10 protein-coding genes and 1 pseudogene are annotated in these 12,676 nt (G+C 73.0%); 6 read left to right on the forward strand and 5 right to left on the reverse strand.

From position 1 onward, the window contains the following. Positions 1-54: 54 nt before the first annotated feature. The gene (locus tag E1281_RS09895; protein WP_131876980.1) at positions 55-1,893 is read right to left on the reverse strand and encodes an amidohydrolase; all 1,839 of its coding nucleotides are present in this window, start codon (positions 1,891-1,893) and stop codon (positions 55-57) included. Between the two features lie 360 nt (positions 1,894-2,253). Here E1281_RS09895 and E1281_RS09900 point away from each other — a divergent pair, with 360 nt between their 5' ends. After that, positions 2,254-2,445, forward strand: coding sequence for a hypothetical protein (locus E1281_RS09900; protein ID WP_131876981.1), 192 nt, complete (start codon positions 2,254-2,256; stop codon positions 2,443-2,445). Between the two features lie 4 nt (positions 2,446-2,449). Here E1281_RS09900 and E1281_RS09905 read toward each other — a convergent pair whose 3' ends face one another. Continuing rightward, positions 2,450-3,196: a TetR/AcrR family transcriptional regulator C-terminal domain-containing protein gene (locus E1281_RS09905; RefSeq protein ID WP_131876982.1), complete on the reverse strand. Its 747-nt coding sequence runs from the start codon at positions 3,194-3,196 to the stop codon at positions 2,450-2,452. An 81-nt stretch (positions 3,197-3,277) separates the two neighbouring features. On the opposite strand from E1281_RS09905, the gene E1281_RS09910 reads away from it, so the two are divergent. Beyond that, positions 3,278-4,786, forward strand: coding sequence for an MFS transporter (locus E1281_RS09910; protein WP_243716769.1), 1,509 nt, complete (start codon positions 3,278-3,280; stop codon positions 4,784-4,786). 281 nt (positions 4,787-5,067) lie between these two features. Here E1281_RS09910 and E1281_RS40130 read toward each other — a convergent pair whose 3' ends face one another. From E1281_RS40130 to E1281_RS09925, 3 genes are all read right to left on the reverse strand, one after another. After that, the gene (locus E1281_RS40130; protein WP_165958856.1) at positions 5,068-5,238 is read right to left on the reverse strand and encodes a hypothetical protein; all 171 of its coding nucleotides are present in this window, start codon (positions 5,236-5,238) and stop codon (positions 5,068-5,070) included. Next, on the reverse strand, positions 5,216-6,697 hold the full coding sequence (locus E1281_RS09920; RefSeq protein ID WP_207943200.1) for an EamA family transporter: 1,482 nt from the start codon (positions 6,695-6,697) through the stop codon (positions 5,216-5,218). Before E1281_RS09920 ends, E1281_RS40130 begins: the two co-directional genes overlap by 23 nt. A gap of 333 nt (positions 6,698-7,030) precedes the next feature. Beyond that, positions 7,031-7,672 carry a TetR/AcrR family transcriptional regulator gene (locus E1281_RS09925; RefSeq protein ID WP_131876985.1) on the reverse strand — a complete coding sequence of 214 codons (642 nt, stop codon included), beginning with the start codon at positions 7,670-7,672 and terminating at the stop codon, positions 7,031-7,033. 372 nt (positions 7,673-8,044) lie between these two features. Between E1281_RS09925 and E1281_RS09930 the strand changes: the two are divergent. The 4 genes and pseudogenes from E1281_RS09930 to E1281_RS09945 form a co-directional block, all read left to right on the forward strand. Continuing rightward, a pseudogene (locus tag E1281_RS09930) lies at positions 8,045-9,286 on the forward strand (ABC transporter substrate-binding protein). After that, positions 9,283-9,606 carry a hypothetical protein gene (locus tag E1281_RS09935; protein ID WP_131876986.1) on the forward strand — a complete coding sequence of 108 codons (324 nt, stop codon included), beginning with the start codon at positions 9,283-9,285 and terminating at the stop codon, positions 9,604-9,606. Before E1281_RS09930 ends, E1281_RS09935 begins: the two are co-directional and overlap by 4 nt. Next, positions 9,603-11,009, forward strand: a complete 1,407-nt coding sequence (locus E1281_RS09940; RefSeq protein ID WP_131876987.1) for an ATP-binding cassette domain-containing protein — start codon at positions 9,603-9,605, stop codon at positions 11,007-11,009. The genes E1281_RS09935 and E1281_RS09940 overlap by 4 nt, the downstream gene beginning before the upstream one ends. Further along, the coding region (locus E1281_RS09945) for an ABC transporter ATP-binding protein (protein ID WP_131876988.1) at positions 11,006-12,676 on the forward strand (1,671 nt) is incomplete at its 3' end. The genes E1281_RS09940 and E1281_RS09945, both read left to right, overlap by 4 nt.

Raw genomic sequence — 12,676 nt, forward strand, 5'->3', positions numbered from 1 at the left:
CGAGTGGTCCGGCCGCAAGGGCCGGTGGCCGGACCACTCGTGCGGCAACGGTCGTCAGGTGTGGTTGTGGCAGCACGCGCCGCGGTTGAGGCGGGCGGCGCCCCGGGTGTTGCGGCGGGTGACGGCCGCGGGTGCGATGGCGGGGGTGGCCTTGCCGTCGTAGACGACCTTGCCGCCGAGGACGGTTCCGGTGATGGGCAGTTCGACCAGCGAGGACGGGTCGGTGTCGAGCATGTCGCCTCCGACGATGCACACGTCGCCGGCCATGCCGGGCTCCAGGGTGCCCTTCCAGCGTTCGGCGTGGTCCTGCCAGGCGCCGGTCCGGGTGTAGCTCACGAGGGCTTCCTTGACGGTGATGCGCTCGGCCGCACCGGCCACGCCGCCGAACTGGCCCGCGCGCGTCACCGCCGACTGCACGCCCTGCAGCAGGCTCGGCGAGGTCACGGGGGCGTCGGACGCGCTGGTGACCTTGACGCCCGAGTCCAGCGCCGTGCGGTAAGGCCACTGGTAGTCGGTGCGCTCGGGGCCCAGGTGCGGGTCGAGGGTGCGGCCGAGGACGTACTTGATGGTGGCGTTCATGTTGACGCCGATCCCGTGGCGGGCCATCGTGCGCAGGGTTCCAGGCGGGGTCAGGTCGCCGTGGATGATGTAGTGGCGCGGATCGCGGATGCGCCGGTTGGCGCGCATCGCGGCCAGATAGCCCGCGACCACCGCGTCGATGCCCGCGTCGCCGGTGGAGTGGGTGCCCACCTGCATCCCGGCGTCGTGGGCGAGGCGGATCATCTTGTGCAGGTTCGCGACCTGCTCCTCGATCGTGTCGCCCTGCGTGACCGGGGTGGCGTTACTGCCGTCCAGGTAGGGCTCGTGCAGCCAGGCGGTCTGCGCCGCGGTCGGCACCCCGTCCACGCTGATCTTCATCCCGGCGACCCGCAGCATCCGCGGGTCGACGCCGCGCAGTGGGTCGTAGCTGTCGAGCATCTCGCGTACCTGGTCGGGATGGCGGCCACCCATGATCAGCGCGGTGATGCGGAGCGGCAGCGTGCCCGCACCGTACTTGCCGCCGTACATCGCGAGCTGCTGCAGGGTGATGCCCGGATCGGTGATGCTGGTGATGCCCTGGGCGTGGCACAGCCTGATCGCGGCGTCGATGGCGCCGGCGGTCTCCTCCGCGGTGTAGGGCGGAACATGCGGGGTGACCAGGCCCTGCGCGCTCTCCCGCAGGACGCCGTTCGGCTCCCCGTCGGCGTCCTTCCCGATGATCCCGCCGGGCGGCGCCGGGGTGTCGCGGGTGATGCCTGCGATCCGCAGCGCGTGGGAATTCGCGGACATCATGTGCCCGGAGAAGTCGCGCAGGATGACCGGGTGGTTCCCGGAGACGGGGTCGAGGTCGGCCTTGGTCGGGGGGTGCGGCAGCCGGTTCTCGTTCCAGCCCTGCCCGCGGATCCAGGAGTCGGGCGCGGTCGCGACGGCCACGGCGGCCGCCACGGAGTCGACGATCTCCTGGATGGTCTCGAAGTTCGCCTCGATGGTGAACGGCGGGAAGTCCAGGCCGTAGCCGCCCAGGTGCAGGTGGGAGTCGTTGATGCCGGGCAGCACGGTGCCGCCCTCGGCGTTGACCGATTCGGTGCGCCGTCCGGCCAGGCGGCGGACGTCGCGTTCCCGGCCGACACCGATCACCACCCCGCCGCGGATGGCGACGGCCTCGGCGGTGCGCAGGTGCCTGTCCATGACCTGCACGCGCCCGTTGTAGATGATCAGGTCGGCGGGCCCGCGTCCACCACCGTGGGCCTGCGCGGACGCGGGACCTGCGGACAGCATCGGGACGGCCGCGGCGCAGGCGGCCACGCCGGCCGCCTGGCCCAGAAAGCGGCGGCGGTTGATTCCGGTGGTCATCGTGCGTTCCCTTCGGCTGCGGGGAAACAGGTGTGCGGCACGGCGCGGGTCTCGTGGGTGCTCGGACGGTGCGATGTCACGGACGGCTCCAATGCCGGGCGGGCCCTACGAGCTTGTTTGGGCCCACACGATTGCCGAGATCGTACGGGCTCAAATGAAATCTGCCAAGGGCTTGCTCGGCGGCGCCCGACGGCCGCTTGACGATGTATCTAGCTTGTTAGTTGGTTGGATCCGGCCATGGTGGCCATGGGGTGGACAGTGCGGTGACCAGGGGGAGGCGCTCTGGGCGCGCATGCAGACCGAACGACTCGACCGGCAACGCCGGCGGACCCGCGTCGAACTCGCCAACGCGATCTTCGAGTGCATCGAAGGGCTCTGCAGCCGCCGCCGAAAGCACTCCGCCCTGGGCTACATGACGACTCCTTCCGCTACAGCGACACGGTCGACATCGACGCCGGCTTCCTCACCGGCCTGGTCGCCCTCGCGGCCGTCGGCAGCTACCGCTTCCGCCAGCGCCGCTGGCAGCGCCTCGTCCACCCGGCCACCACCTGAACCGCTAGCGCCCCTGCTCGCCACCGGCGTCGCCGGGCTCGGCCAGGAGGGCGGTGAGCCGCGCCTGGACGCCGTCGAGCGTCCGGTCGACCGTGTAGGTGAAGATCTGGTCGCGTTCCCAGCCGCCGGTCAGCGTCGCCGCGAGCGCGGCCGCGCCGGGCCGGGCCGGATCGTCGCGGAGGTCGGCGAGGCGGCCGCGGATGGAGTCGCGCAGCCTGGGTGCGGCGTCGCGCTCGTCCTCGGCCGCGATCAGATGGACGGCGGCGTTCAGCAGGGTCACGTACGCGGCCGGAGCCTCGGCGCCGAAGCCCGCGGCAGAGAGCCGACGGACGCCCTCCTCGATGATCGCGGTGGCCGACGGGACGATCGGCGCGGCGATCCCCAGCCAGCGCGCGACCCCCGGATGGGCGAGCAGCACCGGCCGGAGGGACGTCAGCAACGCGCGGAACCACGGGCGCCACGGGAGGCCGGGGTCGGGCATCGGCACCCGCCGCAGGATCGCGTCCACCACCGCGATCTCCACCGCGTTCCGATCGCCGACATGGTGGGCGATCGCGGTGGGCCAGCAGTCCAGCGCCGCCGCCAGGTCGCGTAGCGACCAGCCGGGGAACCCCCGGTCGGCGGTCAGGCGCACGCCCGCCTCGATGATCTCCGTGGCGGTCAGCGGCGGTTGGTCCCGGGTGCTGCGCGGGCCGCGCGTCCCGCCCGCCCTGCGCCGCGGGGCGCCGTTGCCCGTCTCCGATGGGCTCATTGCTCCTCTTTCGCTACGCCCCACCTCGAAGGTAGGTTAGGCAAACCTTTTGTACGGCGTACAAATGCCCGTGGAGGTGTGATGACCGCTGGTCCCGCCCGCGTTCCCGACGATCCGGACAGCACGAAGGCGACCCCCGGCGGGGGGCCGTCCATGGTGAAGGGGCGTCCGGATGGTGATCGCCCGCCCGCACCGGCCCGCGGGGCGGGCTGGATCCTCGCCTGCGTCGTCACGGTCCAGTTCCTCGTCTCGCTGGACCTGTCACTCGTCAACGTCGCACTTCCGGCGGTCCAAGACGATCTCCGGCTCTCCGCGAGCACCCTGAACTGGGTCGTCGTCGCCTACGTTATCGTCAACGGCGGCTTCCTCCTGGCGGGCGGGCGGACGGGGGACCTGCTCGGGCGCCGCCGCGTCCTGGCCGCCGGGCTCGCGCTCTTCGCCCTCGCCAGCGTGACGGGCGGGCTCGCGTCCAGCGGCTGGCTCCTGGTCGCGGCACGGGCACTGCAGGGCCTGGGCGCGGCCGCCGCGTCACCGGTCGCCCTCGCGCTGGTGACCGCGCACTTCCCCGAGGGGGCCGCCAGAGCGCGGGCCTTGGGCCTGTGGGCCGCCTCCACCGTGGCGGGCGGCGCGGTCGGTGTCGTGGCCTCCGGCATTCTCACCGAGACGTTCGGCTGGCGAGCCGTGATGCTGGTGAACGTGCCGATCGCCACGTTCGGGCTCCTCACGGCGGCCCGGCTGCCGGGCGGCAGGGAGCGTCGGGGCGTCCGGCCCGACGTTCTGGGCCCCCTGCTGGCCACGGCGGGCATGAGCCTGCTGGTCCTGGGCGTCTCGGTCGCCGGCTCCGAGGGGTGGACGGCGCCGCTCACCCTCGGCCCGCTCGCGGCGGGGGCCGGGATGCTGGGCGTGTTCCTCCTGGTGGAGCGGCGGGTCGCCGACCCGCTCGTCCGGCTGGGCCTGTTCGCGCATCGCGCGGTGCTCGGCGCCAACGTCTTCGGGTTCCTCATCACGGCGGGCCAGCTCGCGAGCTTCTACTTCGTCTCGCTGCACATGCAGCGGGTGCTCGGCTACGACGCGCTGTCCACGGGCCTGGCGTTCCTGCCGTTCTGCCTGGGCTCGGTGGCCGGGATGATCGTCGCGACCCGGACGCTCGTGCGCGCCGGCCCCCGCGCGATCCTCGTCGCGGGCGGGCTGACCGGGGCGCTCGGAATGGCGTGGTTCGGGCTCGGTGGCCCCGGCGGCACCTTCTGGACCGACGTGCTCGGGCCGTCGCTGGTCGCGAGCGTGGGCATCGGCGCGAGCTTCGTCGCGATGGGGTCCGCCGCCACCGGCGGCGTCCCGGCCGAGGACGCGGGGATGGTCTCCGGGCTGCTCAACAGCTTCCGGCTGGTGGGCGGCGCGTTCGGGCTCGCCGTGCTGGGGACGCTGGCGACGACCGTCACCGGCCGCGAGGCCGACCCGTCGTCGACGGCGGCGGCGAGCGCCGGATTCAGCGCCGGGCTGCTGGCCGCGGCATGCCTCCTCGCTCTGGGCGCACTGTTCTGCCTGGTCATACCCAAGCACCGGCCCGCCGACGTATCCGAGCGGCATTGAACGAGGGCGGGGGAGTGCGCCACGGGGCGAGGTGACCGGGCCGATGCCGGCCGTGGGCCGAATGAGAATGGTTGTCATTGATGGCCGAATGTCGATCAGGACCGAGCGGCGGCTCCACGGGCGAAGGAGGCAGGGGCAGGCCGGGCGGTGGACTCATTGCGCCCGGCGGCGGGCATGTCTGAGTTTGCCTCTCGTATGGGGTCAGGTGACCGCTTCAGGGGTACGCCACGCCGTGGTCACCTGCAGATGGGCGCAAGCCCGCCCGTAAGGAGTGCGCAATGTCAACCATCGAGCACCGTCCTCACGCCGGTCACTCGCACGTTCACGGTGAGGGATGCGGGCATGTGTCCTTTCGGCATAGCGACCACGTCGATTACGTGCACGACGGTCACATCCATCGCCTGCACGAGGATCATGTGGACGAGTGCGTCAACGGCGAACATGTCGCGCATGAGGGCCACGAGCATCAGCACGGCTCCGACTGCGGTCATGTCGGGGTCCCGCATGACGACCACATCGACTATCTCCACGACGGACACCGCCACGCGGCCCACGCCGGCCATTGGGACGAGCACTGAGGGGATGGGCGCATCGGCCAGTAGCTGACCTGACGAGGATGGTGGCCTGGTTCTGCCGCCCAAACGGCCCAGCGCTGGTGGGCGCGGCATGGGGACGGCGGGGAGGCATGTGCCTCCCCGCCGCGGTTATGTGGGGATCACGGTGACGTGATCTGGATACGGTCCGCCACCGGTTGCAGCACCGAGGTGAGCAGGGCGGCGGCTTCGGTGTTGCCGCGCTGGGCCAGCGGCCACAGGACGGCCGCCACCTCCAGCAGTGGGCGTCTGCCGTGCCGGGGGCCGGTGCCTCCGGCCGCCGGGCCCCCGTGTCCGCCGAGCGCGATCGGATCGCGGCCTCGGCGGTCAGGTGTCGTTCGTGCGGCAGCCCGCCGGACCGCGTGGTGCGCAGGCGCCGGACCAGCCGCCGGACCAGCGGCCGGTCCAGTTCGGCGGTGTTGGCCGCGATGGCCACCGCGAGGATGACCACGCCGGTGGCCACGAACCAGCCGGGGACCTCTCCCAGCAGGAGCAGTCCGACCGGCAGGCCCATGATCGGCTCACCGGCGGCCAGCACACCGAACTTCTCCTTGCCGAGGTAGCCGATGGCCCGTGCCTCCAGCACCGGAGCCACGGCCACCGTGACCAGGCCGGTGAGCACGGCCAGGGCGATGATGCGGGGCTGGAACCACTCCAGGCCTCCCGAGAACACCAGCCAGCCGGCCGCGCCCGGGATGGTCAGCAGGCCGGCCAGTGCCAGGCCGACCGTCTCGGCGCCCCGCTCCTCCAGTTTCTCCATCGCGCTGATGTTGACGGCGAAGCACGCCGCGGCCGCGGCGGCGAAGGCGTAACCGAGCCAGTCGGTGTGCGCCTCCTCCTGCAGCGACATGATCCACAGGCCCGCGCCGGCGAGTACCGGCCAGAGCACCGCGGCGTAGCGGGACTCGCGCATCGCGCCCCACACCGCCACCAGCAGCGGGCCGCAGAACGCGATCGCGATCACCGTGGCGAAGCTGTCCACCCGCTGCGTGGCGGCGACCAGCAGCGGCAGGTAGAACACGTTCGCCACCGCCACGCACCCGATCGGCCACCGGGCCGACCGGGCCGAGGCGCGCTCCCGCCGGAACACTCCGGCGGCCGCGCCGCCGGTGCGGGACGACCGCACCTCCAGCCCGAATCTGAACGCGGCGTATCCCGCGAGGAACGGTCCACCGAAGATCGCGCCGAGCGCGCCCGAAGCGAAGGGGAACTGCTTCTCGTCTTCGGCCCCCAGCGCGGAGAACGCGTCCCCCGCGACACAGAACAGCAGCCCCAGCAGGCCGATGGCGACCCCCCGCAGCGTGCTGTTCCCAGGCAATTGCACCTTGGGCATGACAAGCCTCTCTTGTTTGTCTCGTCTCCCCGGCGCAGAGCCGGGCGGCGGGCAGCGTCTGCCCACGAGGAGTACCGTCCCGGGACGATCAACAATGACAACCGTTATCAATCTCACGTCCGGCGATCCGGGCCGGTCGCGTTCGAGCGACGGACGGCGCTGTCGCCTGCCCCCGCAGCGCGCTACCGCAAATGGCCGTCTGGTGGTTCCCGATGGGGCGGCGCCCACCGGGGTGCGCAGAGATTCGGACGGTCCGTTCCTATGGCGTCGGGGGCGACTTGCGGCTATCCCTGCTGTCGGCGGCTGAACCGCGGGTGCTCAGGTGCTCTTGATCCCGGCGATGATCGCGTCGAGGCCGGCCTCGAAGATCTCTTCCTTGGGAAGGGTGAAGAACTCCGCGCCGATCCGCGCGGCCGTGGGGTGACGGAGCGGATCGGTCCCGGCCAGGCCGTCGACGAACGCTTGCGAACGGCTTGGGCGGCGGGCCCGTCGTCGCCGGTCGGCGTTGTCCTCGACGGCGATGCGGGAGAACGTCCAGCTCATGATGAGCGCGGTGCCGCGCGCGGTTCCGGTGTCGTCGAGGCCGGCGCCCGCCACGGCCGAGGCGAGTAGATCGAGGAGCCGGTACGCCTCGGGTCCCGCGGGGCCGTTGTCCAGTAGCCATGCGGCCAGCCCGCGGTGCCGGCGCAGGACCGCTCGCTGGGCGCGGGCCCACGCGCGGGCGCGTTCGTCCCACGGGTCGTCGGGCCCGTTCGCCGGGCGCACGAGGCTTCCGACGCGGTCGGCGACGAGGCGGGTGAGCTCCTCGCGATCGGCGATGTGCCGGTAGAGGGCCATCGGCGTGACGTCGAAGCGGGCGGCGACGGCGCGCATGGTGACCGCGTCGAGGCCCTCGGCGCGGGTGAGGCCGAGGGCGGCCTCGATGATGCCGTCGCGGTTCAGCGTCGTCGGGGGCGTCACCCGTTGATCATATCGACTGCCCTGCCTGTGATAATGGTTATCGATCTCGTGGTATACATAGTAAACGTCCGTGTTGTGCCGGTGTGCTCCGGCGATGGAAAGTGATGGTGCTGGATGTTGTCCACGACAGGACGCAGGGTGGGGGGCCTGGCCGCGGGCCTGGCCGCGGCCGTGCTGGTGACGGGGTGCACGGCTTCCAACGGGTCGCAGGGGGACGGTTCGCGGCTGCGGGCCGCGTTCTCAGGCGGCACGTCCGAGACGCTGAACTACTTCCGGGGCCCGACGGCATTGGACTACGTGCGGGCGAAACTGGTGCACGCACCGCTGTGCGAACTCGATCCGGCGTCGCCGGAGGGTGTCGCCTACGGCGTGGTGGAGTCGATCGAGGTCTCCGACGACCTGTCCGAGTACACATTGCGCGTGCGCGACGGGGTGCGGTTCACCGATGGATCCGCGCTGACGAGCAAGGACGTGCTGTACTCGCTGCGGGCCCCGGTCGAGCTGGACGGCCTTCCGTTCACGCTGCTGGCGGCGCGCGGTTTCGATCTGGACGCGGCGTCGGCGCCGGACGCGTCGACCGTGGTGCTCCCGGCGCGGTCGCCGATCGCCGACGGCCGGTAGCTGATCTGCCAGAGCATGCTCGCGATCAAGGACGGCACGAAGGAGTTCGCGCCGGAGACTCCGTCGTCAGGGCCGTTCACGATCGCCGCGTTCGAGCCGGGCCGGACCACGCTGCTGAAGCGCAATCCCGACTACTACGGCACCGCGCCGTCCCTGGAGTCGATCGAGTTGCTCTCCATCCCCGACGGGACGGCGAGAGCGAATGCGCTGCGGCAGGGGCAGGCCGACTTCGCCGGCGGCATCGCTCCCGCGCAGGCGCAGGCGCTCGACAAGGCCGACGGGATCGCGGTGACGACGAGCGAGCCGCCGTACGCCTCGTACCTGCATTTCACGATGAACACCGAGGCGGAGCCGTTCGACGACCCGCGGGTCCGGGAGGCGTTCAGGCTCGCCGTCGACCGGAAGCGGATCGTGGACAACGTCTACTACGGTTGCGCGTTCGTGGGCAACGACCTGCCCGCGCTCGGGTTTCCGAGTTACGACAAGGCGCTCGAGCAGCGTCCCCATGATCCGGAGCGGGCTCGGCGGCTGCTCGCCGACGCGGGCGCCGACGGGGTGAGCGTGGAGCTCACGGCGGGACCGGAACTGCCCGGCATGGTCGAGGCGGCGACGCTGGTCGTCGAGGATCTGAAGGCGGTCGGCGTGGAGGCGACGCTGCGCCAACTGCCCGCGGGGCAGCTGTTCGCCGACCACCCGGCCTACCTGAAGCTGCCGTTCGGGGCCGGGTTCAATCCGCCCGCGACGTTCGAGCCGAACCACGTGCCCGGCGCCTTCCCGGAGGTCGACGCGCTGGTGAAGACCGCGCGCAGCGCGTCCACGGCCGAGAAGAGGCTGGCCGCATCGCATCGGGCGCAGCGGCTGCTGTGGGATGAGGGCGGTCAGATCGGGGCGGTGTTCGTACCGGCCGTCAGTGCCGCCCGCGACGGGGTCTCCGGGGTGCGGGAGCTGCAGTTCCCCGACCTGTCGCAGGTGACCGTCACCGGCCGGACATGAGGCCGGCCGGTTGGATCGCGGTGCGGGCCGCAACCTGCGTGGGGACCCTCGCCGTCCTGTCCGTCGTCGTGTTCTGGGCGACGGAGGTACTTCCCGGCGACGCGGTAGGAGTCGTGGCCGGGCCGGACGCGACGGATGCCGAACGGGAGGCGGTCCGGGGCGCGCTCGGGCTGGACCGGCCCCCCGCTGAGCGCTACGGGGAGTGGGTCGCGGGGATGCTCCACGGCGATCTCGGCACGTCGCTGGTGTCGGGCCGGGACGTCGCCGGTATCGTCGCGGCCCGGCTCGGCGGGCTCGAACCGGCGGGACGGCCGGCATGACGGCGACCGTGTCCGGCCTCACGATCGCCACGGCCCGCGGTGCCGTCCTCGACACGGTCGACCTCGACCTGCACCGAGGAGAGGTGACCGCGATCGTCGGCGAGTCCGGGGCCGGCAAGACGACGCTCGCCCATGCCCTCCTCGGCCACGTCGCCCACGGTCTGCGGCGCACCGCAGGGCGGATCGAGGTGACCGGGCACGACCCGTTCACAGGGGAGGGACGTGCCGCGCTGCGGGGCAGAACCACCGGGTACCTGCCGCAGGACCCGGCGAGCGCGCTGGATCCGCGGCGCATGGTCCTGGCCCAGTTGCGCACCGCGGCGCGCATCGCCCACCCGGGCGAGGCCCGGCGCGACCGCGACGACCGTGTGCGCGCCGCCGCCGAAGCCGCGGCCCTGGACACCGCACTGCTGCGCCGCCACCCCGCCCGGCTCTCCGGCGGGCAGGCCCAGCGTGCCCTGCTGGCCTGGACCTTCGTCACCCGGCCTCGTCTGGTGATCCTCGACGAGCCCACCGGCGGGCTGGATCCCGACGCCGCCCGGCGGGTGAGCGACGCCTTCACCCGCCTGCCCTGGGAACCGGCCGTGCTGCTCGTCAGCCATGACCGCGCCCTCGTCGACCGCGCGGCCCACCGCGTGCTCGAACTCGCCGCGGGCCGGCTCCGGCACGCGCCCGCCCCGGCGTCGACGGTTCCGGACCCGTCCCGCCACCGCCGCCCGAACGGACCCGTCGGCGCCGGGGAGCGGGCGCTGTCGGCGGAAGGGCTGACGATCCGTCGCGGTGGCGTTCCCCTGCTGCGCGACGCGTCCCTGCATCTCGCGGCCGGGGAAATGGTCGCCGTGCGGGGGGTTTCGGGCAGCGGCAAGACCTCCCTCGCCCGCGCCCTGTGCGGCCTCGCGCCGCCCGACGCCGGGCGCCTGCGCATGGACGGCGCTCCGGTCCACTGGGACGGAGCCGTCCGGGCGCGCACAGGCGGCCCGTTCCTCGCCTACGTCGGGCAGGACGCCCGCGCCGCGCTCAACCCGCACGAGATCGTCCGGCGCACGCTCGCCCGCGCCTCCGCCGCAGCGCATCGCCGCGGCATCCCGCCGGGCCCGGGACCGGAACCGCTGCTCGACGGCCTCGGGCTCGCCGCGGACGTGCTCGACCGCACCCCGGACCGTCTCAGCGGCGGGCAACGCCACCGGGTCGTGCTCGCTCGCGCGCTCGCCGCCGTCCCGTCCGCGGTCGTCTGCGACGAGACCCTCGCTTCGCTCGACCACACCACCGTCCGCCTCGTGCTCGATGTGCTGGACGCCTGGCGCCGGGCCACCGGGTCGGCGGTACTGCTGATCACCCACCAGGACGAAGTCGCCGCCCGCGCCGACCGCGTCCTCACCCTGTCCGGAGGACGCCTCGAATGACGACCCTCGATCTGCTGCGCCCCGTCCGCGGCCCCCTCGCGACGGCGGCGGCCCTGCAGGCGATCGGCAGCCTGCTCGCGCTCCTGCCGCTGCTGGTCCTCATCGCCTTCACCAGTGCCTTCATCGCCGGCGGCCGCCTTCCCGGCACGACCCTCGTCGCCGTGGCGGTGCTCGGCACGCTCGGCGCCGCCCTCGCCACCGCCGCCGCGACGTGGGTCGCGCACCGCGCCGACGCGAACCTCACGTGGATCCTGCAGCGGCGGCTGTCCGACACCATCCGCCATATCCCCGTGCCGGCCGTCACCGGCCTCGGAAGCGGAAGGATCAAGAAGGTGGTGCACGACGACACCGCGGCCGCGCACTACCTCGTCGCCCACACCCTGCTCGACGTGACCGCGCTGGTGGTCACCCCGCTGGCCGGGCTCGTCGCGCTCGCCCTGGCCGACTGGCGGCTCGCACTGTGCAGCCTGGTCCCGCTCGCGCTCGGGATCTGGTGGTACGGCCGCGCCATGCGCGGCTCCGGTGCGAACTTCGCCGAGTACGCGACCGCGCAGCAGCGCATCAACTCCACGATCGTCGACTACGTGCGCGGCCTGCCCACCGCGAAGGTCTACGGCGGCACCGGCGGCGCCCGTGCCCGCTACACGGCCGCCGTCCACGACTTCCACGACTTCTTCCGCGCCTGGTCGGGCCGCACCTCCGCCGCCACGACCGCCTCCTGGCTCGTCGCCGCGCCGGGCGTCACCGCCGCCTTCCTGGCCCTGGCCGGCGGGATCGGTCTCACGCTGGGGTGGGTGAGCCCGGCGGGCCTCGTCGCCGGCGTCCTGCTCGGCCCGGCGATCAGCGCACCCGTCGCCGTGGCCGGGCCCCGGCTGCAGGCGCTGCGCACCGGGCTGTCCGCGCTGCGATCCATCCGCGAGCTTCTCGATCAGCCCCGGCTGTCCTGGGGCACGGTCACTCCCGCACGCGGTGCCGTCCGCCTCGACCACGTCGGCCACCGATACGACGACCGGGACGTCCTGCACGACGTCACCTTCGCGCTCCCGGACCGCGGGCTGGTCGCGCTCGTCGGCGCCTCCGGCAGCGGCAAGAGCACCATCGCCGCCCTGCTCGCCCGCTTCACCGACCCCGCCGCCGGCCACGTCCTCCTCGGCGGCACCGACCTGCGCGACCTGCCGGAGGCCGCGCTGTACGAGCGCATCGGGTTCGTGTTCCAGGACACCCGGTTGCGCCGGGCCGGGGTCCGCGACAACCTCACCGGCGGGCGCCCCGTCCCCGACGAACGGATCGTCGACGCCGCCCGGCAGGCGGCCGTCCACGACGTCATCCTCGGCCTCCCGCACGGCTACGACACCGTCCTGGGCGACGACACCGACCTGTCGGGCGGGCAACGCCAGCGCATCGCCCTGGCGAGGGCGCTGCTGCGCGAACCCTGGCTGCTCGTCCTGGACGAGACGCTCTCCGCGGTCGACCCCGCCACCCGCACCGCCCTGATGGCGAGCCTGCGCGCCCAGGCGCGGCGGCGCGCCGTGCTGCTCATCACCCACCAACTCCACCTCGTGCAGGACGCCGACCGCATCCTCGTCCTCGACCAGGGCCGCCTCGCGGGAGACGGCACCCACACCGAACTCCTCGCCGGCTGCCCCGCCTACCGCGCCCTCCTGGAA

It is taken from the genome of Actinomadura sp. KC345, assembly GCF_004348515.1.
Lineage (GTDB): Bacteria > Actinomycetota > Actinomycetes > Streptosporangiales > Streptosporangiaceae > Spirillospora.

Bases quoted from the DNA above. Each gene is read 5' to 3' on its own strand.
- E1281_RS09895 (WP_131876980.1), bottom strand. From the start codon at position 1,893: ATGACCACCGGAATCAACCGCCGCCGCTTTCTGGGCCAGGCGGCCGGC.
- E1281_RS09905 (WP_131876982.1), bottom strand. From the start codon at position 3,196: ATGAGCCCATCGGAGACGGGCAACGGCGCCCCGCGGCGCAGGGCGGGC.
- E1281_RS09910 (WP_243716769.1), top strand. From the start codon at position 3,278: ATGACCGCTGGTCCCGCCCGCGTTCCCGACGATCCGGACAGCACGAAG.
- E1281_RS40130 (WP_165958856.1), bottom strand. From the start codon at position 5,238: ATGCGCGACATGTTCGCCGTTGACGCACTCGTCCACATGATCCTCGTG.
- E1281_RS09935 (WP_131876986.1), top strand. From the start codon at position 9,283: ATGAGGCCGGCCGGTTGGATCGCGGTGCGGGCCGCAACCTGCGTGGGG.
- E1281_RS09940 (WP_131876987.1), top strand. From the start codon at position 9,603: ATGACGGCGACCGTGTCCGGCCTCACGATCGCCACGGCCCGCGGTGCC.